The organism is Massilia sp. NP310 (genome assembly GCF_019443485.1).
GTDB classification, from domain to species: Bacteria; Pseudomonadota; Gammaproteobacteria; order Burkholderiales; family Burkholderiaceae_D; genus Telluria; species Telluria timonae.
Window position 1 is genome coordinate 1,651,742 of sequence record NZ_CP080379.1, and the last position, 20,336, is coordinate 1,672,077.

12 protein-coding genes and 2 riboswitches are annotated in these 20,336 nt (G+C 69.1%); of the genes, 8 read left to right on the forward strand and 4 right to left on the reverse strand.

Features of this window, described 5'->3' with window-relative positions; genetic code table 11:
- Positions 1 to 27: 27 nt before the first annotated feature.
- The 3 genes from smc to KY496_RS07205 form a co-directional block, all read right to left on the reverse strand.
- On the reverse strand, positions 28 to 3,537 hold the full coding sequence (smc, locus tag KY496_RS07195) for a chromosome segregation protein SMC (protein WP_219864351.1): 3,510 nt from the start codon (positions 3,535 to 3,537) through the stop codon (positions 28 to 30).
- A gap of 35 nt (positions 3,538 to 3,572) precedes the next feature.
- The gene (locus KY496_RS07200) at positions 3,573 to 5,849 is read right to left on the reverse strand and encodes a DUF1631 family protein (RefSeq protein WP_219864352.1); all 2,277 of its coding nucleotides are present in this window, start codon (positions 5,847 to 5,849) and stop codon (positions 3,573 to 3,575) included.
- Between the two features lie 123 nt (positions 5,850 to 5,972).
- Positions 5,973 to 6,533, reverse strand: coding sequence for an ATP-dependent Clp protease proteolytic subunit (locus KY496_RS07205; RefSeq protein ID WP_005667461.1), 561 nt, complete (start codon positions 6,531 to 6,533; stop codon positions 5,973 to 5,975).
- Positions 6,534 to 7,068: 535 nt separating this feature from the next.
- Here KY496_RS07205 and KY496_RS07210 point away from each other — a divergent pair.
- The 4 genes from KY496_RS07210 to gcvP all read left to right on the forward strand — a co-directional run bounded on the left by KY496_RS07210 (position 7,069) and on the right by gcvP (position 12,950).
- Positions 7,069 to 8,082: an IS110 family transposase gene (locus KY496_RS07210; protein ID WP_219864353.1), complete on the forward strand. Its 1,014-nt coding sequence runs from the start codon at positions 7,069 to 7,071 to the stop codon at positions 8,080 to 8,082.
- Between the two features lie 83 nt (positions 8,083 to 8,165).
- Positions 8,166 to 8,251, forward strand: a riboswitch (glycine riboswitch).
- Between the two features lie 17 nt (positions 8,252 to 8,268).
- Positions 8,269 to 8,363, forward strand: a riboswitch (glycine riboswitch).
- 46 nt (positions 8,364 to 8,409) lie between these two features.
- The gene (gene gcvT, locus KY496_RS07215; RefSeq protein WP_005667460.1) at positions 8,410 to 9,528 is read left to right on the forward strand and encodes a glycine cleavage system aminomethyltransferase GcvT; all 1,119 of its coding nucleotides are present in this window, start codon (positions 8,410 to 8,412) and stop codon (positions 9,526 to 9,528) included.
- Positions 9,529 to 9,587: 59 nt separating this feature from the next.
- Positions 9,588 to 9,968 (forward strand): glycine cleavage system protein GcvH, encoded by a 381-nt coding sequence (gene gcvH, locus KY496_RS07220; RefSeq protein WP_005667458.1) that lies wholly within the window; start codon positions 9,588 to 9,590, stop codon positions 9,966 to 9,968.
- Between the two features lie 99 nt (positions 9,969 to 10,067).
- Positions 10,068 to 12,950 (forward strand): aminomethyl-transferring glycine dehydrogenase, encoded by a 2,883-nt coding sequence (gcvP, locus tag KY496_RS07225; protein WP_219864354.1) that lies wholly within the window; start codon positions 10,068 to 10,070, stop codon positions 12,948 to 12,950.
- A 25-nt stretch (positions 12,951 to 12,975) separates the two neighbouring features.
- On the opposite strand, the gene KY496_RS07230 is transcribed toward gcvP, so the two are convergent.
- Positions 12,976 to 14,775 carry a methyl-accepting chemotaxis protein gene (locus KY496_RS07230; protein WP_229520459.1) on the reverse strand — a complete coding sequence of 600 codons (1,800 nt, stop codon included), beginning with the start codon at positions 14,773 to 14,775 and terminating at the stop codon, positions 12,976 to 12,978.
- A gap of 187 nt (positions 14,776 to 14,962) precedes the next feature.
- Between KY496_RS07230 and KY496_RS07235 the strand changes: the two genes are divergently transcribed.
- The 4 genes from KY496_RS07235 to KY496_RS07250 are packed head-to-tail and all read left to right on the forward strand — an operon-like array spanning position 14,963 to position 20,333.
- On the forward strand, positions 14,963 to 17,959 hold the full coding sequence (locus KY496_RS07235) for a sensor histidine kinase (RefSeq protein WP_219864355.1): 2,997 nt from the start codon (positions 14,963 to 14,965) through the stop codon (positions 17,957 to 17,959).
- 55 nt (positions 17,960 to 18,014) lie between these two features.
- Positions 18,015 to 18,644 carry an outer membrane beta-barrel protein gene (locus tag KY496_RS07240; protein WP_005667452.1) on the forward strand — a complete coding sequence of 210 codons (630 nt, stop codon included), beginning with the start codon at positions 18,015 to 18,017 and terminating at the stop codon, positions 18,642 to 18,644.
- Between the two features lie 11 nt (positions 18,645 to 18,655).
- Positions 18,656 to 19,300: a hypothetical protein gene (locus KY496_RS07245; RefSeq protein WP_184238796.1), complete on the forward strand. Its 645-nt coding sequence runs from the start codon at positions 18,656 to 18,658 to the stop codon at positions 19,298 to 19,300.
- A gap of 37 nt (positions 19,301 to 19,337) precedes the next feature.
- A complete protein-coding gene (locus tag KY496_RS07250) occupies positions 19,338 to 20,333 on the forward strand; it encodes a DUF3108 domain-containing protein (RefSeq protein WP_219864356.1) in 996 nt (331 codons plus the stop codon).
- The last annotated feature ends 3 nt before the right edge of the window (positions 20,334 to 20,336 follow it).

The following is a 20,336-nucleotide window of genomic DNA, read 5'->3' on the forward strand; positions in this document are numbered from 1 at the left end:
ACGGCGGCCCGGGAAGGCCGCGCCCGTTCAGGCGGCGGCCAGGTCGGCGGCCGACTCCATGTCCACCGCCACGATGCGCGAGACGCCCTGCTCCTGCATCGTCACCCCGATCAGCTGGCTGGCCATCTCCATCGCGATCTTGTTGTGCGAGATGAACAGGAACTGGGTGTGGTCCGACATGCGCTTGACCATGCGGCAGAAGCGCTCGGTATTGGCGTCGTCCAGCGGCGCGTCGACCTCGTCCAGCAGGCAGAATGGCGCCGGGTTCAGGCGGAACATCGAGAACACCAGCGCGGTCGCGGTCAGCGCCTTCTCGCCGCCCGACAGCAGGTGGATGGTGGCGTTCTTCTTGCCCGGCGGCTGGGCCATGACCTGCACGCCGGCGTCCAGGATCTCGTCGCCAGTCATGACCAGCCTGGCGTTGCCGCCGCCGAACAGGATCGGGAACAGTTCCGAGAAGTGGCCGTTGACGCGGTCGAAGGTGTCCTGCAGCAGGTCGCGCGTCTCGCGGTCGATGCGGCCGATCGCGTCTTCGAGCGTGGTGATGGCCTCGTTCAGGTCGGCGTTCTGCGAATCCAGGAAGCGCTTGCGCTCGGTGGCCTGGGCCAGCTCGTCGACCGCCGCCAGGTTGACCGCGCCCAGGCCGTTGATGGCATTCGTCAGTCGGGTGACCTCGCCCTGCAGGTACTGAGGCTTCAGGTCCGGGTCGAGCTTTTCGGACAGCGCCGCCTCGTCGGCGCCGGTGGCGGCCAGCGCCTCGGCGAACTGTTCCTGGTTCAGGCGCGCGGCCTGCTCCTTCAATTGCATCTCGGTGATGCGGTCGCGCTGCGGCTGCAGGCTGCGCTCGGACTGCATGCGCGACTCTTCCGCCGCGCGCAGCTGCTGGGCGACCTGGTCCAGCTCGTGGCGGGCGTCGGACAGCGCTACCTCTTGCTTCGTGCGGCGGTCCAGCAACTCTTGCAAGCCCTCGTGGGCGGTGCCGCTTTCGAGCGCTTCCAGCTCCAGGCGCGCCTGGGCCAGGCTGGCGCCGACCTGTTCGGCCTGGGTGGCGGCGGTCGCCATCGTGCGCCGCAACTCCTCGATGCGGCTGCGCTGGGCGCGTTCGGCGAACTGCGCCTCTTGCGCGCTGCGTTCCAGTTCGCGCAGGTGCTCGCGCGCGCGGCCAAGCGCCTGCTCCTGTTCGAGGAAGGCGGTCTGGCCAACCTCGTGCGCCTCCTGCAGCTCGGCCAGTTCCAGGTCGAGCTGCTCGAATTCCTGTTCGCTCTCCGCCTGGGCCTGGCGCTGCTCGGCCTCCTGGTCCGCGATCTCGGACAGGTCGGCCGCGATCTGGCCGCTGCGCTGGTTGAAGCGGGCCTCGATCTCGCTCTGCTTGAGCACCTCGATCTGCAGCGCATGCGCCTCGCGCTGCAAGGTGGCCACGCGGCCGCGCGCATCCTGCAGCCGGCGCGCCAGGTCGGTGACGGCGGCGTCGGCGCGCACGGCGCGCGCACGCGCCTCGTCGGCCAGCAAGGCCTGGGCCTTGAGCTGTTTACCGATGTTCTCGATCTCGTGCTGGCGCGCCAGCATGCCGTCCTGCTCGGCGTCCGGCGCGTGGAAGCGCACGCTGGAACGGGTCACCATGTGGCCCTCGCGCGTGACGAAGGCGGCGCCCTGCGGCAGGCGCGCGCGCTCGGCGAAGGCCTGGGCCGCGTCACCGGCCACGTACACGCCGTGCAACCAGTCCTCGAGCACGCCGCGCACGCCGGCGTCGTTCACGCGCAGCAGGCTGGAGAACGGCTTCAAGCCGTCGTGCGGCGCCGCGTGGCCGCCCGCCTGCGGCGCGTACAGCGCCAGGCGGGCCGGCGGCGCGTCAAGCACGAAGGCCTTGGCCCAGTCGATGTTCGACACCTCCAGCGCGCCGGAACGCTCGCGCAGCACGGCTTCGAGCGCGGCCTCCCAGCCCGCTTCGACGTCCAGCTTTTGCCACAGGCGCGGCAAGCCGGCCAGCTCGTGCTTCTCGAGCCAGGGCTGGACCTTGCCCTGGGTCTGCACGCGCTCCTGCATCTGGCGCAGCGCGTTCAGGCGCGCCTCCAACTGGGCGTTGGCGGCGCTCTCGACCTGCACCTGCGCATGCGCTTCCTTGCGCTCGAGTTCGACCGCCTCTTGCCGTCCGGTCGCTTCTTCCAGCAGCATGGTCTGTTCTTCCAGCGACTGCTGCTGTTCTTCGAGCTGCAGGCGCAGGTTGTCGAGGGTCGCGCTGTCGGGCAGGTTGAGGCCATTCCTCTCCTGCTGCAGGCGTTCGCGCCGCGCCGCCAGGTTGCCCAGGATGCCGGCGGCGTTGCGGCCGTGGGCCGATGCCAGCTCGATGCGCTGCTGGACCTGCATGGTGCGCGCGCGCGAGGCGGCCTGGCGTTCCTGGCCGGCGCGCCAGGCCGCTTCCAGCTCGGGCAGGCGCTCATGGTGGACCTCGACCGCGATCTGGGCGCCTTCGGCGCGCGCGGCCAGTTCCTCCAGCTGCATCTCGGCTTCTTCCTGGCCCTCGCGGTGTTCCTGCTCCTGCGCCAGCCATTGATCTCGCTGCGCGGTGAGCGTGACGATCTGGTTCTGCAGGCGGGTGCGCGACTCGACCACGAACTTGATCTGCGCCTCCAGGCTGCCGATCTCGGAATTGATCTGGTACAGGGCGCCCTGGGCCGTGTGCAGCCGGTCGCCGGCGGCGAAATGGGCCTGGCGCAGGTGTTCGAGGTCGACCTCGACGTTGCGCAGCCTGGCGGTCTGCGCTTCCAGGCTGGTCTGCGCTTCTTCCATCTCGCGGAAGAACTTCACCTGTTCGGCCTTGGCCTCGTTCTTGCGCATCAGCCAGAGCAGCTTCTGCTTTTCTTCCTGGTCGGCCTGCAGCTGGCGGAAGCGGTTGGCGACCGCCGCCTGGGCTTCGAGTTTTTCGAGGTTGGCGTTAAGTTCACGCAGGATGTCCTCGACCCGCAGCAGGTTCTCGCGCGTGTCCGACAGCCGGTTCTCGGTCTCGCGGCGCCGTTCCTTGTATTTCGAGACGCCGGCCGCTTCTTCGAGGAAGACCCGCAGTTCTTCCGGGCGCGATTCGATGATGCGCGCGATCATGCCCTGGCCGATGATGGCGTAGGCGCGCGGACCGAGTCCGGTGCCGAGGAAGATGTCCTGGATGTCGCGCCGGCGCACCGGCTGGCCGTTGATGTAATAGGTGGACGTGCCGTCGCGCGTGAGCGTGCGCTTGACCGCGATCTCGGCGTACTGGCCCCACTGGCCGGCGGCCTTGCCGGCGCTGTTGTCGAACACCAGTTCGACCGAGGCGCGCCCGGCGCTCTTGCGGTGGGTGGAGCCGTTGAAGATCACGTCCTGCATCGACTCGCCGCGCAGTTCGGAGGCTTTCGACTCGCCCAGCACCCAGCGCACCGCGTCGATGATGTTGGATTTGCCGCAGCCGTTGGGGCCGACCACACCGACCAGCTGACCCGGCACCTGGAAATTGGTGGGATCGACGAACGATTTAAATCCCGACAATTTGATGGAAGAGAGGCGCACGTGGATCGGCTATTGCTGTAGAGGTAAAGCGCGCATCATACCATTGCGGGCATGGGCTTGACCGCCGCGCTCAGGATGCGGCCGACCACGCCTTCGGCCGCCACCACCCGCATCGCGCCTTCGCGCAGCAGATCGATCAGGCGCGCGGCCGGCAGCGAAAACGCTTCCTGGCGTCCGGCGCCCGAGAAGATGTACAGTGTGCGCAGCGGGCTGACCCAGGCCAGGCGCACCCGGCGCACGATGTGCGCCTCGTGCAATTCAAGCCGCATGCCGCGCTCCAGGCCGGCCAGGATGGCGGCCGCCGGATCGCTTGCCGCGGCCTGCGCTTCCTCGGCCTGGATGCGGGCCTGCTCCCGCTCCTCTTCCTGCTCCTGCGCCTGCTCGTATGCAACTCGGCGCAGCGCATCCTGCTGGGCCGCCTCGAGCGCCAGCTCGAGCTGGCGCTCCGGCAGCAGCTCGATCGGCGCACGCACGATCGAGGCGTGGCATTCGGCCAGCTCGGCGAAGAACTGCAGGCGCTCGGCGTCCTGCCAGCGGGTGGCGTCGAGCCAGTTGTTCAGGCTTGCAAGCAGCGCCGGCAGGCGCGCGATCAGGGCCTTCCTCTGCTCCTGGGTCGCCTTCGGCTTGACGCTCCAGATCAGGTCTTCCATCGTGCGCGTGGCATTGTCGATGGCGCCCGGACGGCTGTCCTCGATCGTGTAGGCCAGCGCCAGCGCGGCGCTCCAGCGGCCTTCGAGAAAACCGGTGACGGCCGGGGTCAAGCGTTCCCCGGCCAGGCGCAGCGCCACCGCGCGCCGGGCCGAACGTTCGGCGGCGGCGCGCTTCTCATTGCGCATGGCCTGGGCGATGGGCGCCGCCATGGCCGCCTCTTCCACCCTGTCGCGGGCGGCCAGGCCGGCTTCGATGTCGGCCACGGCCGCGGCGAACTCGGGGTCGACCTGGTCGCGCACGCGCTCGACGCTGCGGCGCATGGCGCGGTAGACCGGGTCGTCCGGGTCCAGGGGACGCTCCCAGCCGGCCTGCGACAGCAGGTCGAGCAGGCGCCGCGCCGGATGGGCCTCCTGAAAGAAGAAGCTGCGGTCGCGCAGCGCGGTGCGCAAGACCGGCAGCTGCAGGTGGCCGATCAATTCGCGCGTCTCGGGGGCGACGCCGTCGTCCTGCAGCACGCTGCCGAACACGCGCGACAGCAGGTCGAGCGTCGTTTCGTCGCCGCGCGACAGGGCGCCCTGCGGCAGGCTGGCGCGCAGGCCTGGCAGGACCAGCACGCCGGGCGCGGCGTCCGGGCCGGCGGCGCCGGCGCGCGCCAGCAGGTCGATCAAGGGTTGAACGGACGCCACTGGCGCTGCGGCGCTGCCGGCGCCACCCGACGCGTGGATGGGGCCCGGATGGGCGCCAGAACCCGCGGCGGCGCTGGACGGGACCGCGCCCGCCGCAGGCATGGGCGGCGCCAGCGGCGCCACCCCGAAGCCGGACGCCGCGCTCGGACGCCAGCCGCCGCTGCCTTGCGGCAGGTCCGGGATCTCAGGGACGGCCAGGGCCGGGTCGAACAGCTGGCGCAGCTGCTGGGCCAGCGCGGCGTCGCGCCGTGCGCGTTCGGACTGGCGCGACGCGCGGTCGTCGGTCTTGCTGAAGCGGGTGTCGGCGTCGCCGCCCTTGCGCGACTTGAGCTTGGCGACCAGGGCTTCGTACAGCGGCCCCAGGTCGAACATCAGGCCGGGACGCAGCAGCGGCGCCACCAGGCCGTGGGCGTCGGGATCGGGCTCGAACTGGCGCCAGGCGGCATCCACGGCGGCCAGGAAGACGTCGGGCCGGAAAGGGTTGTGGGCGGCGCGCACCAGGTCGCGCCCGAGCAGCAGGCCGAGGCGCACGCCCAGCGTGGCCAGGCCCTCGGAATGCTGCAGGTCGAAGGGCCGGCTGACGGCGCCGAGCGCCATTTGCTGGTCGATCTGTTCCAGCGGGACCAGGCTCAGTTCGACCGGGGCGGGCGCGGCTTCGGCCGGGGCGCCAGCGGCGTGCGGGAGCAGGCGCGCGACTTCCCGGCGCAGGGCCGCCTCGATCTCGCTCGTCGCCAGGTGGGTGAAGGCGTAACCGTTGTCCTTGAGAAGATTGCCCGATTTGACGCGCCGCATGACGGTGGCGGGGTCGAGCCCGGCCGCGGTCAGGTCGAGCAGCGCCGACACCATGCGCCGCGCCATGTCCGCCAGGCCGGACTCGGCATGGCTGCGCGCAATGTCGACCAGCTCGGCCAGCGCCGCCTGCTGGGCGGGTGCGGCCTTGCGCGCGGCAAAGGTCTGGGCGGGTGGGGTGGCCATGACGGTTCGGCGAAGTGAGGCAAGGCCCTATTCTGCCATATTCTTACCTCTCAGCAATGACCAAACACATCCCGGCCGGGGCGCCATCGGCCGCCGGCGCGACGGCCGGCGGAACGTCCCGGTTCAGATATTGCGCAGGATGGCGCCTTTCGGCGGCGCGAAGTCCAGCACCTCGTGGATCATCTTCGCCTTCTTGGCGTCGCGCGCGGTCAGGTGCAGGTCGCCGTACTGGTGCACGCTCCACTGCTCGGGCGAGAGTTCGATTTCCTTGCGCAGGATGGCCTCGGTGCGCGCATCGTCGGCGCGCAGGCCTTCGACGATGATGTTGAGCGCATCCGGCCGCGAGCCGGGCGAGGCGGTCGCATGCGACTTGTGGATCATGAAGCGCGCGGTCTCGCTGGCGTAGCGGCGCGAGCCGGCCAGGTAGAGCACCACCGCGATCGAGGCCACCGCCCCGGCGTTGTACATCACGAACCGGATCGGCGAGCTGGCCATGAAGTTATACAGGCACAGGCCGTCGCTGACGTAGCCGCCATTCGACTGCAGCAGCACGTGGGCGGTATCGATCCCGTCCTCGGTCATCGCCGCCACCGCATCGAACATCCGGTGCACCATATCGCTGTTGACGTCGCCCGACAGCGTGTACCAACCCTCTTTCTCCTGCAAAGTTTTTTCTTCGTTCATAGTCTGTTCCCGCCTACAAAGTAAGTGGAACAAGTGTAGCAAATCACGACAAACACCCCGTGCACCAATAGTGCGCAGCAATACTTTCAAGCAATTCTGCAATGGAACTCTACAATGAGGGTCAGAGTAGATTTATTGAGCAATTCCTCAAAGTTGTCAAACAATTCGACTCCGACCCTCATTAATTTTGGACCGTTTAGCGCTATAAAAATCGGCGTTAGATTCTCAACGTCAAATAGTTTTCCAGATGAACGCATTTTGTTTCCACAGCAGTCAGAAATTAAATAGGGTCGGAGTAGAATTAATGAGCAACTTCGAAAGTTGTCAAAGAATTCGACTCTCGTATATTGAAGGTGCCGCGGCGGAGCTGGTCTATGATGGCGACGAAGCGGTCGGGCGGAGTGATGCCGAACGACTCGAGTGCCGTTGAGCACGTGGGTCAGATAGGTGCCTCTGCCCGTTTCATTTTGTTAGTCCGAACGGTATCTTGGGCCATCGCACACGGCGTGGAGCCCGCATACGAGAGAGGCCAAAAATGAACACGACACGTAATGACGTGCTGGGAATCGATGTCAGCAAGAAGAAGCTAGACTTGGCCTTGCTGATCAATGGGAAGTTGAAGGCGAAGGTATTCGATAACACATCCGCAGGGCATCGTGCGCTGGTGGAGTGGTTACGTGACTCCAAAGCATCGCTGGCGACGCTGCACATCTGTATGGAGGCGACAGGTGTGTACTACGAGGCGATCGCCACGACGCTCCACGCTGAGGGATTCAAGGTCAGCGTGGTTAATCCAGCCTGTATCAAGGGCTTTGGATCGGGCGAGAACATCCGCAACAAGAATGACGAAATCGACGCTGCCTTGATCGCGCGTTATTGCGCGGCGATGAATCCGGAGCCTTGGGTTGCGCCGCCGCTTGAGCAGCGCCAGCTGCGTGCATGGACCTTGCGCGTGCAGTCCCTGAAGGACATTCGGCAGCAGGAACAGAACCGCATAGAAGCGCACATCGTGGCAGGCTTACAAGACGTTGCCGACAACGTCGCTGAGCACATCAAATGGCTTGATGCCGAGATTCGAAAGCTGCAGGATGATATCGACGATCACATTGATCGCCATCCAGGATTGAAGAACGATGCCGTACTCATCGCCAGTATCCCTGGGCTGGGGATGACGACGGTTGCCCGCATACTTGGCCATCTTGGCGACATTCGTCGCTTCAAAAACGCGAAAGCCTTCGCTGCCTTCCTGGGCGTCACACCCAAACAGCGAACCTCGGGCACGTCGCTCAAAGGCCGCACAATGCTCTGCAAAACCGGCAGCACATCGCTACGGGCAGCGCTTTTCATGCCCAGTATGGTCGCACGCCGACACAATCCAATCCTGCATCAATTCGCCGAACGCCTATTAGCGAACGGCATGGCCAAGCGAGCAGTGATCAGCGCTGTTACCCATAAGCTAGCGCATCTGATCTACGGCGTCGTTCGAACCGGCAAGCCATTTGACGCCAATTACCTTCACAAAAACCTTGCAATCCAAGAAGGTATCTGACCCTCATTATTGGGTAAGGGGGCAATGGCAATTAATGTGGGGCTTGCGTGGTTGACAGGGTTGGCGGGCTGGCATATCCTCCGCAGTCTTGATCGGGAGAGCGCAGCGACGCTGCCGCCGAAGGGGCACTCACCCATAAACTCTCAGGCAAAAGGACCGGTCAAGGGACGGCGGCGCACGGCGCGGCCGGTCAACTCTGGAGAGCGGCCGCGATGCGGCCCACCGAAGGGGCAAGCGGCGCCAGCCGCTATCTCTCAGGTACCAAGGACAGAGGGGTCGATAGCGCACGACGATCGTGCCGACACCCTATTCATGCCCGAGGATTCCATGACGCTCAAAGCGACCCCGCTCAATTCCGCTCACCGCGCCCTTGGCGCCAAGATGGTCGATTTCGGCGGCTGGGACATGCCGGTCAACTACGGCTCCCAGATCGAAGAGCACAACGCGGTGCGCAGCGACGCCGGCATGTTCGACGTGTCCCATATGTGCGTCGTGGACGTGAAGGGCGACAACACCCGCGCCTTCCTGCGCGGCCTTTTGGCCAATAACGTCGACAAGCTGCAAACGCCGGGCAAGGCCCTGTATTCGTGCATGCTCAATCCGGAAGGCGGCGTCATCGACGACCTGATCGTCTATTTTCTGTCCGAGGACTGGTTCCGCATCGTCGTCAACGCCGGCACCGCCGACAAGGACGTGGCCTGGATGAACGGGCAGAACGCCGCCACCAGCAGCGGCGTGAGCATCACCCAGCGCCGCGACGGCAACGACCCGATCGCCCTCGTCGCGGTCCAGGGCCCGAACGCCCGCGCCAAGGTGTGGCAGGTGCTGCCGACCACCCAGGCGGCGACCGAAAACCTCAAGCCCTTCAACGCCGCCATCGTCGGCGACACCGCCTTCGGCGAAGCCATGGTCGCCCGCACCGGCTACACCGGCGAAGACGGCTTCGAGATCGGCGTGCCGGCAAGCCAGGCCGAAGCGCTGTGGAACGCCCTGCTCGCCGCCGGCGTCAAGCCGGCCGGCCTCGGCGCGCGCGACACCCTGCGCCTGGAAGCCGGCATGAACCTGTACGGCCAGGACATGGACGAAACCACCAACCCGCTCGACGCCGGCCTGGCCTGGACCATCGACCTGGTCTCCGAGCGCGACTTCATCGGCAAGGCCGCGCTGCAGGCCAAGGGCCAGCAGGCGCAGTTCGTCGGCCTGATCCTGCGCGAAAAAGGCGGCATCCTGCGCGCCCACCAGCGCGTGATCGCCGCCTCCGGCAATGTCGGCGAGATCACCAGCGGCACCTTCAGCCCCAGCATGCAGCAGGCGATCGCCCTGGCGCGCGTGCCGATGGACGTCGCCGTCGGCGACACCGTGCAGGTCGCGATCCGCGACAAGCACCTGGCCGCCAGCGTGGTCAAGCTGCCGTTCGTGCGCAACGGCAAAGTGCTGGCCGCCTGAATCGCCGGACCGGATAACAAACACCTATACTAATAACCCCACCATCCTCAGGAGTTTCCATGAACATCCCTACCGACCTGAAATACACCGAATCCCATGAATGGGTGCGCCGCGAAGAAGACGGCAGCCTGACCGTGGGCATCACCGAATACGCGCAGGACGCGCTGGGCGACATCGTGTTCGTCGAACTGCCGCAGGTCGGCAAGGCATTCACCGCGGGCGACGACGCCGCCGTGGTCGAATCGGTCAAGGCCGCCAGCGACATCTACGCGCCGGTCTCGGGCACCGTCACCGCCGTCAACCAGCCGGTCGCCGACGCGCCCGACTCGATCAACCAGGATGCCTACGGCGCCTGGCTGTTCAAGCTGGCCCCGAGCGACGCTGGCGCCTACGACAAGCTGCTCGACGCCGACGCCTACGGCAAGACCACCGACCACTGATGGTCCAAGGTGCGCCCTTCCCCGGGCGCACCGCCCTGCGCATCCCCTTCTTGATCCAGCCAGCATCGGCGCCAGACCCTTCCGGACTCTTTTCTTATCATGACCCGCTCCAGCCTCACCCAACTTGAAGCACGCGATTCGTTCATCCCGCGCCACATCGGCCCGTCCGAATCCGAACAGGCAGCCATGCTGTCGACCCTCGGCTACGCCACCCGCGCCGCCCTGATCGACGCCGTGGTCCCGGCCAACATCCGCCGCAAGGACAAGCTGGACCTGGGCCAGTTCGCCGAACCGCGCACCGAAGAAGAAGCGCTGGCGCTGCTCAAGGGCCTGGCGTCCAAGAACAAGGTGCTGAAGTCGCTGATCGGCCAGGGCTACTACGGCACCCACACGCCGAAGGTCATCCTGCGCAACATCTTCGAAAACCCGGCCTGGTACACCGCCTACACCCCTTACCAGCCCGAGATCTCGCAGGGCCGCCTGGAAGCCATCCTGAACTTCCAGCAGGCGATCACCGACCTGACCGGCATGGGCATCGCCAACTCGTCGATGCTGGACGAAGGCACCGCCGCTGCCGAAGCCATGACCCTGATCCAGCGCGTCGGCAAGTCGGCCTCGAAGGTGTTCTACGTGGCCGACGACGTGCTGCCGCAGACGCGCGAGATCATCCAGACCCGCGCCGAGCCGATCGGCGTCGAAGTGCGCAGCATCGCACCCGCCGACATCGAAAAGCTCGAAGAAACCTGCTTCGGCGTGCTGCTGCAATACCCGGGCGTCGACGGCGAAGTGCGCGACTACCGCGCTGCTTGTGAGCACCTGCATGCCGCGGGCGCGATGGTGATCGTGGCCGCCGACCTGCTGGCGCTCACGGTCCTGACCCCGCCGGGCGAATGGGGCGCGGACGTCGTGGTCGGCAACAGCCAGCGCTTCGGCGTGCCGCTCGGTTTCGGCGGCCCGCACGCCGGCTACCTCGCCACCCGCGACGAATTCAAGCGCAGCATGTCGGGCCGCCTGGTCGGCGTCACCGTCGACGCCCAGGGCAACCCGGCCTACCGCCTGGCGCTGCAGACCCGCGAACAGCACATCCGCCGCGAAAAGGCGACCTCGAACATCTGCACCGCGCAGGTGCTGCTGGCCGTGATGGCCGGCATGTACGCGGTCTACCACGGCCCGCAAGGCCTGGCCCGCATCGCGCGCCGCGTGCACCGCCAGACCACCATCCTGGCCGCCGGCCTGCAGCAGCTGGGCTTCGAGCTGGCCAACAAGACCTTCTTCGACACCCTCACGGTGCGCGTGCAGGACGCCGGCGCGATCCACCAGCAGGCCACCGCGCGCGGCCTGAACCTGCGCCAGATCGACGCCACCAGCGTCGGCGTGTCGCTCGACGAAACGGTCACCCGCGACGACCTGGCCAACCTGTTCGCGGTGTTCGGCAATGGCAAGACGGTTGACCTGGACCAGCTGGACGCCGGCGTCGCCGACGCCTTCCCGGCCGCCCTCGCCCGCACCAGCGCCTACCTGACCCACCCGACCTTCAACCGCTACCACGCCGAGCACGAGATGCTGCGCTACCTGCGCGCGCTGGCCGACAAGGACCTGGCGCTGGACCGCACCATGATCCCGCTCGGCTCGTGCACCATGAAGCTCAACGCCACCGCCGAGATGGTGCCGGTCACCTGGCCCGAGTTCTCGAACGTCCACCCGCTGGCGCCGAACGAGCAGACCATCGGCTACCGCGAGATGATCGCCCAGCTGGAAGCCATGCTGTGCGCCGCCACCGGCTACGCCGCCATCTCGCTGCAGCCGAACGCCGGCTCGCAGGGCGAGTACGCGGGCCTCCTGGTGATCCAGAAGTACCATGAATCGCGCGGCGAAGGCCACCGCAACGTGTGCCTGATCCCGTCCTCGGCCCACGGCACCAACCCGGCCTCGGCCAGCATGGTCGGCATGAAGGTCGTGGTCACCGCCTGCGACGACAACGGCAACGTCGATCTCAGCGACCTGAAGGCCAAGGCCGAGCAATACAGCAAGGACCTGGCCTGCGTGATGGTCACCTACCCGTCGACCCACGGCGTGTTCGAGGAAGGCATCAAGGAACTGTGCGAGATCGTGCACGCGCACGGCGGCCAGGTCTACGTCGACGGCGCCAACATGAACGCGCTGGTCGGCCTGGCCGCGCCGGGCGCCTTCGGCGGCGACGTCAGCCACCTGAACCTGCACAAGACCTTCTGCATCCCGCACGGCGGCGGCGGCCCCGGCGTCGGCCCGATCGGCGTCGGCGCCCACCTGGCGAAATTCCTGCCGAACCAGCTGTCGACCGGCTATGTGCGGGACGAGAACGGCATCGGCGCCGTCAGCGCCGCCGCCTTCGGCTCGGCCTCGATCCTGCCGATCTCGTGGATGTACATCGCGATGATGGGCGCCGCAGGCCTCACTTCGGCCACCGAAGTGGCGATCCTCAACGCCAACTACATCGCGCGCCGCCTGGCCCCGCACTACCCGGTGCTGTACGCCGGCCACGACGGCCTGGTCGCGCACGAGTGCATCATCGACCTGCGTCCACTGCAGGACAAGACCGGCATCAGCAACGAAGACGTGGCCAAGCGCCTGATGGACTTCGGCTTCCACGCCCCGACCATGAGCTTCCCGGTGCCGGGCACCCTGATGATCGAGCCGACCGAGTCGGAATCGAAGGCCGAGATCGACCGCTTCATCGAGGCGATGATCACCATCCACGCCGAGATCGTCAAGGTCGAGCGCGGCGAGTACGACCGCATGGACAACCCGCTCAAGGGCGCGCCGCACACCGCCGAAGTCGTCACTTCCGACGCCTGGGCCCACGGCTACACGCGTGAAGTGGCGGCCTTCCCGGTCGCCGGCCTGCGCAAGAAGAAGTACTGGCCGCCGGTCGGCCGCGCCGACAATGTGTACGGCGACCGCAACCTGTTCTGCGGCTGCGCGCCGATCAGCGATTACGAGTGATCGGTTGACGCACTGACCGGGATCGTCACTTGCGGCTCGAGGCGAGCCGCAAGTGCGACGCCTGGTGACGGCGGCGTTCCCTGGTGCCCCCCCGGCGTTCGCGCGCCGGATCGAAGGGCTTCGACCAGGAAGCGCCGCCGTCGTCCTTGCGGCCGGCGTCCTGCGCCTGCGGGGCCGTTTCCCGCGCCCCCTCTTCTTCCAGCCTGAACCCCGCCACCGTGCGCGACAGCGCCAGCGCCTGCATCTGCAGGGTGCGCGCCGCGCTCGCCGCTTCTTCCACCAGCGTGCAGTTCTGGCGCGTCACCTGGTCCATCTGCACGATCGCCTGGCCCACGTCGGCCAGTTGCGTGGCCTGGCCTTCGCCGGCCGCGCCGATGCGCCCGGCCAGGTCTTCCACCTCGCGCACCGTGCCGGCGATCCGCTCCATGCTGCTGCCTGCGTGCAGGGCCCAGGCCGCGCCGCCGTCGATCTCGGCCAGCGACTGCGCCGCCACGGTCCGGATCTCGCGGCTGGCGGCCACCACCCGGCGCGCCAGCGCCCGCACCTCGCCGGCCACCGCGGCCATCGCCGGCGACTGCGCGCCGGCGTCCATGTCGGCGTCCAGGTGCGTGCGCGCCGCGTCCAGCGCCGCGTTCAGGGCCAGCGTGCCGGTCTCGCTCGCCGCCAGGTCGAGCCCGTCGACGATCTCGACCACCCGCTGCGCGCCGCGGCGGCTGCCCTCGAGCGTCGCCACCAGCCGTTCGACCAGGTCGCTGCCTTCGTGCGCCACCTCGCCGGCGCCGGCGGCCAGGCGGTGGGCGACGCGCGCCTGGTCGGCGCCGAGCTTGACGTCGGCCGCCAGCTCGCGCAGCGCGCCTTCGGTATGGGCCAGCGCGCTGGCGCGGAACACGGCGCGGCTGCCCAGGCTCAGGCTGCCGAGCTTGATGTCGCGCGAAGCGGCGCCGATCAGGCGCGCCGAGTCCAGGATCGAACGCAGGGTGCCGTTCAGGTTGCGGATGCTGGCGTCCAGCTGGCGCGACGTGTCGGCGATCTCGTCGCCGCCGTAATCGTGGTCGAGATGGGGGCGCGCCGTCAGGTCGCCGCTGGCCAGGCCGCTGGCGGCCAGCCCGATGCCGCGGATCTCGTCCAGCAGGATGCGGCGCACGGCGAAGGTGATCGCCAGCGACAGCCCGATTGCCAGCAGCACCACTGCCGGCATCAGCACCGAGATCATGCGAAAGTCGGCCTCCGCGCTGGCGGAGGCTTCGCGCGCCAGCGCTTCTTCGAGCGCGCCCAGGTCGGCCAGGCGCTGCGCCACCAGCGCGAAGGCGCTTTCGGCCTTCTGCATGGCATTCGCGCTGATCGAGCCGTCCAGCGGCGCCAGCTCGATCACCTCGCGCACCGCCTCGGCGTAGCGCAGCTGCGCCGCTGCGGCCTGCTGCACGTGGCGGTCTTCGGCCTCGGTCAGGGTCGCCTTGCCCAGGGTCTCCAGGCCCGCCGCGATGCGCCGGTGCTGGGCCAGGATGTCCTGGCGCAGCGGCTCGGTGCGCGCCAGCGGGAAGCTGCCGCCCATCCAGCTCAGCAGGCGGTAGATGTCGGCATGCGCCTTCTGCGTCTGCGCCGCCAGGCTGCTGGCGGCGCGCATGCTGGCCGCGCGCTGGCCCACGATCGATTCGAGCGAGTCGTTCTGGCGCACCATCGCGTAATAGGCGACCCAGGACAGCACGAGCAGCAGGGCCAGCACGGCGCCCGGAGCGAGCAGCAGCTTGGGACCGATTTTCAACCGGGACAGCAGGCGGGACAGCATGGAGAACCCGGGAACGCGGTCGGCGGGCGGCGTGGTCATGACGTCCTCTCGTCTTGGTGCATTATTTCCTCAGCGCATACAACAATGTACGCCGGAGACGGACATCGCACTTGTCACGGCGCAAGACCCATGTCCGTCCGCGGCGGCGGCGGCGACTTGCCGCGCAGGGGAATTTCGGGCAAGAATCCTTCTACCCAAGAATAATGAGCCACACGGAAAACTCCCCATGCGCCTGCCATGTGCACGCCTTTCGCATTGCCTCCTGCTCGCCATACTGGCGCTCGCCCTGTGCGGCCGGGCCGGCGCCGCCCCGCTGCCGCCCTGGACCGGCGACCTACAGCACACCTCATGGACGCGCGAGGACGGCGCCCCGTCCGCGGTGTATTCGATGACCCAGGATGCCGCCGGCATGCTGTGGTTCGCCGCCAACGACGGCCTGTACAGCTTCGACGGCGTGCGCTTCGTGCGTAACGACGAGGTCTTCGGCCACAAGCTGCGCTCGCCGCTGACGATGGCCGTGGCCGCCGATGGCGACGCCATCTGGGTCAGCTACCAGTTCGGCGACGTCAGCCGCTTCGAACGCGGCGCCGTCCATCACTACGTCGGCGAGGATTCCCCGCCCACCACGGTGCTTCGCTTCGGGCGCACGCCCGACGGCGTCATGTGGGCCTCGAGCGGCACCGGCATGCACCGGCTCGAGGGCAAGCGCTGGGTTGACGTGGGACCGTCCGCCGGGCTGCCGAACGGCCGGCCCCACGGCTTCAGCGTGCTGGCCGACGGCAGCCTGCTGGTCTACTGCGCCGACGGGATCTACCGCGGCGCGCCCGCTTCGGACGCCGGCGGGCGCCGCTTCGTCAAGGTGCTCGACCAGCCGCTGCTGGGAAACGGCTACCCACGTCCCGACGGCAAGGTCGTGATCAAGCCCCGGGCGCGCGGCCTGCGGCTGTTCGACCCGGCCAGCGGCAGGGCGGCGCCGCTGGCGCTGCACAACGGCGGCGCCCCGCTGCTCGGCTACGAAGGCGACGCGCGCGGCGGCTTGTGGGTCTCCACCGGCGATGCGGTGCAACTGCTCGATGGCCAAGGCAAGGTGGTGCGCCTGTTCTCGACGGCCGCCGGCTTCACCGACGGCATCGTCAACGCCACCCTCCACGACCGCGAAGGCAATCTCTGGTTCACCACGGCGAACGGCGTCGACCGGGTGCGCCAGGCCCGCCTGTCGACCGTCGCGCTGCCGCCGGGCTTCGTTCCCGCGCTGAGCGTCACGCCGGGCGACAGCGGCGCGGTCTGGATCGGCAACACCGACCGCACCGGCGCCTTCGATTTCGCCAGCTTCGTGCTCGCGCCGGACGGCCGCCGCCGCACCACGGCGATCACGGACGTGAGCGCCAGCCACCGCGCGCCCGACGGCACCCTGTGGTTCGGCAACAACGCCAGCCTGTGGCGGGTGCGCGACGGGGCCACCCGGCGCTGGCCGCTGCCGCCCGCGCTGGCGGGACGCAGCGTGCAGGCGATGACGACCGGCGCCGACGGCGCGCTGTGGGTGTCGGTGATCGGCCACGGCGTGCATGCCTTTCGCGACGGCGCCTGGAGCAAGGGTGGCGGGCGCGCGGCGCTGGCCGGTCCGACCGCGGTCACCCTGGCGACCGACCGCCAGGGCCGGACCTGGTTCGGCTACACCGATAACCATATCGCCATCCTCGATGGGGACACGCTGCGCCACTACGGTCCGCGCCAGGGTCTGGCGATCGGCAACACGCTGGCCATCGTGCCCGGCCGCGCCGGGGTCTGGATCGGCGGCGACCGCGGCCTGGCCTGGTTCGACGGCGAGCGCTTCGTGGCGCTCGACGAGCGCGGCGGCCGGGGATTCCGCGGCGTCTCCGGCATCGTCGAGCGCGCCGACGGCGAGCTGTGGCTGCACGACACCGGCGGCCTGGCGCGCGTCACGGCCGCCGACCTGGCGCGGGCGCTGGAAGCGCCGGGCGCCGGCGTGGCGGCCGAGCGCTTCGACCACCTGGACGGCCACCGCGGCATGCCGGCCCAGATGCAGCCCTTGCCCTCACTGGTCCAGGCCGGCGACGGCCGCCTGTGGTTCGCCACGTCCAGCATCGTGGGCCACGTCGATCCCGCCAGGATCGTGCGCAATCCGCGCCCGCCGACGGTCATGGTGAGCGCCATCCGCACCGACGGGGGCAGCCATGCGCCCGCGCCCGGCCTGGTGCTGCCGGCGCGCACCACCCGGCTCGAGATCGACTTCACCGCCACCGCGCTGTCGATGCCGGAACGCGTGCGCTTCCGTTACCGCCTCGTCGGCCAGGATGCGCACTGGCGCGAGGCGAGCGGGCCGCGCCAGGCGGTGTACACCAACCTGGCGCCGGGCGACTACCTGTTCGAGGTCGGCGCCGCCAACGAGGATGGCGTCTGGAGCCCGCAGCCGGCGCGGGCGGCGCTGCGCATCGAGGCCGCCTGGACCCAGACCCTGTGGTTCCGGCTGGCGTGCGCCCTGGGCCTGCTGGCCGCGGCCTGGCTGCTGCACCGCTGGCGCCTGGCGCGCGTGGCAGCGCGCCTGCGCGAGAAGATGCTGGTGCGTACCCGCGAACGCGAGCGCATCGCGCGTGCCCTCCACGATACCTTCCTGCAGAGCGTGCAGGCGCTGGTGCTGCGCATGCACGTGCTGATGGGCAGGCTGCCGGCGGATAGCGGGATGCGGGCCGAAGTCGAGGAGGTGCTCGTGCGCGCCGAGGACGTGATCGAGGAAGGCCGCCAGCGGGTGCGCCAACTGCGCGTGCCGGGCGTGCGCCACGGCTGCCTGCTGCAGGCGCTGGCCGACGCCGGGCGCGACATGGCGGCGGCGTCCGGCGTGGCCTTTACCCAGCAAGTCACGGGCGCCGCGCGCGCACTCGACCCTGAGATCGAGGACGAGCTGTTCACCATCGGGCGCGAAGCGCTGTCCAACGCCTTCCACCATGCGCGGGCGACCCGGGTCGCGCTGGCGCTCGACTACGGCGCCGACCGCCTGCGCCTGGCGGTCAGCGACGACGGCCACGGCATCGCCGCCGACATCCTGACCAGCGGCGCGCGCGAAGGACACTGGGGCCTGCCCGGCATGCGCGAGCGGGCGCGCCTGGCCGGCGGCGTCCTGGACATCGACAGCACGCCGGCCGGCACAGTCGTCAATGTATGCATACCGGTAACAACTGCTTACCAAGGCATGCGCCGTGCATGAGCATAGCGCCCGCAAACGCGCTATGCTTGCCAAATCCCCCGCTCGAGGAGCTCCGATGAAAGCACGCGCCTTCGTATTAACGCTCGGATGGCTGGCGGCCTGCACTGTCCAGGCCCAGCTGCTGCCCGACCCGTCCCCGCGCCAGCCGGCGCAGCTCGAGCGGAACGCAGCCGCCAGGCCCGACCCGTTCGCCGGCAGCCACCAGCCCTATCCGCGCGTGTATGGCGGCGACGTGGCGGCCCAGCCGAACGACCACGTGTTCACCGGCATGCGGCGCGATCCGCGCCTGATCGCCGGCGTCGAGGTGACGCCCAACGTCGCCATCGAGGGCGGTTACCTCAATCTGCCGGACAAAGACTTGCACAAGGTCGAGCCGGGCAAGCCCGCCGACGCCTCGATCCCGCTGGGCGAAAAAGGTTCCAGCAACCATCTGGCCGCCAAATATTCGCTGCCGGCCGGCGACCGCCTGTCGGCCTACGGCAAGGCCGGCATCGCCTATACCGAAAAAAAGAAGGAACAAGGCGTGGCCGGGTCCGATACCGGTCTGTACACCGGCGCCGGCGCCAGCTACAAGGTCGACAAACGCACCACGGTAAGCGGCGACTTCGTGCGCCACGGCGACGCGGCGAAGAAGTTCGACCGCGTGCGCGACGGCGTCAAGGGCAACCTGAAGATGGGCTTCTGAAAGGACGCGACATGAAACAACCGGCCTTGATCCTGGCGGCGGCCGTTGCGGCCGTTGCCGGCGCTCCGGCGCGGGCGCAACTGGTGGAACAGGCGGCCGCGCCGGTGGCGCTGGCCGACACCCGCCCGCGCAGCGTGTTCTCGGCCCCGCGCGATCCCCGTTCCCAGACCTTTCCCCGGGTCTATGGCGGGAACCTGAACGTCAACCCCAACGACCGCCTGTTCGCCGGCCTGTTCAAGACCGACCCCAGGCTGCTGATGGGCGTCGCGACGACGCCGGGGCTGGCTTTCGAGGCCGGCTACGTCAACCTGCTCGACCAGGGTTTTCGCCCGCTGAACGAGCGCGATCCCGAAGACACGACCGGCGCGATCGGCCTGCGCGGCTTCAACCTGCACGCGGCCGTCAAGGTCACGCAACCGCTCGGCGAGCGCCTGTCGGCCTACGGCAAGCTGGGCGTGGCGCACAGCCAGAACCGCCGCGGCGTACGCAGGGGCGTCGATACCGGCCTGTACACCGGCGTCGGCGCGCAGTACAAGGTGAGCGACCGGGTCACGCTCGACGGCTCCTTCGAGAATCACGGCCACGCGGCCGAGCGTTTCGAGAATGCGACCAATTCCAGCAGCAGGGTCAGGGCCAACCTGAACGTCGGCTTCTGATCTCCCGTTCGCGGACGGGCGCGCTACACTAGCGCCCATGAGATTTCCCGCTTTCCTGGCGCGCCACCGGCGTCTGCTCGGCGTCGGCCTGGCATCGCTGTTGCTGCACCTGGCCGCCCTTGCCTGGCTCGAATTCCCCGCCCAGCGCGCGCCGGGCGTGCGCGAGCCTGCGCCGCTGACGCTGCGCATCGCGCGCGCCGGGACCGAGCGCGCAACGCCCCGGCCGGCGCCCGGCCCGCCGCCCGCATCCCGGCCCGCCCCCGAATCCGCCCCTGAATCCGCCCCGCAGCCCGCGCCAGCGCCCGATGCCGGGCCGGAAGCCACATCGCCCCCACTGCCGGCGCTCGCGCCGCTCCAGGCGGTCGGGCAAGGCGAGGTGCTGCCGGGCGCGATGCCGGGCCAGTTCCGCGTCTCGCCGGCGCCGCCGGCGCGCCTCGACTACCGCGTCAGCGGCGGGGGCGCGGCGCGCCTCGAATGGCGCACCGACGGCAGCAGCTACCGGCTCGCGCTCGACGGCATCCTGGGCGCGCTGGACAGCGAGGGCGGCCTGGACGACGGCGGCCTGGCGCCGCTGCGCGCCAGCGAGCCGGCGGGCCTGGGCCGGGCGAGCACCGAATTCGATCGCGAGCGCGGGGTGATCGTCTCGCACCTCGGCGCGCGCCGCGACCAGCTGGCGGGCGGCGCCCAGGACCGCGCCTCGCTGCTGCTGCAGCTGGCGGGCATGGGACGCGCCAACCCGGACCAGCTGCGCGGCGTGCTGGCGTTCTGGATCGGCGCCGCCGGCGGGGCGCGCCAGGAACGCTACGAGGTAATGGAAATGGAGACGGTCGACACCGGGATCGGCGCCGTGGAAGCGCTGCGCCTGGCGCAGCTGGCGCCCGAGGGGGCGCCGCGGCTGGAAGTGTGGCTGGCGCCAGGCCAGGCCTGGCTGCCGGTGCAGCTGCGCCTGACCTTGCCCGACGGCGCGGTGCGCACCCAGACCCTGGACGCGCTCGAGATCGACATGGAGATCGAGAGCGCGGCCGGGCCTTGATGC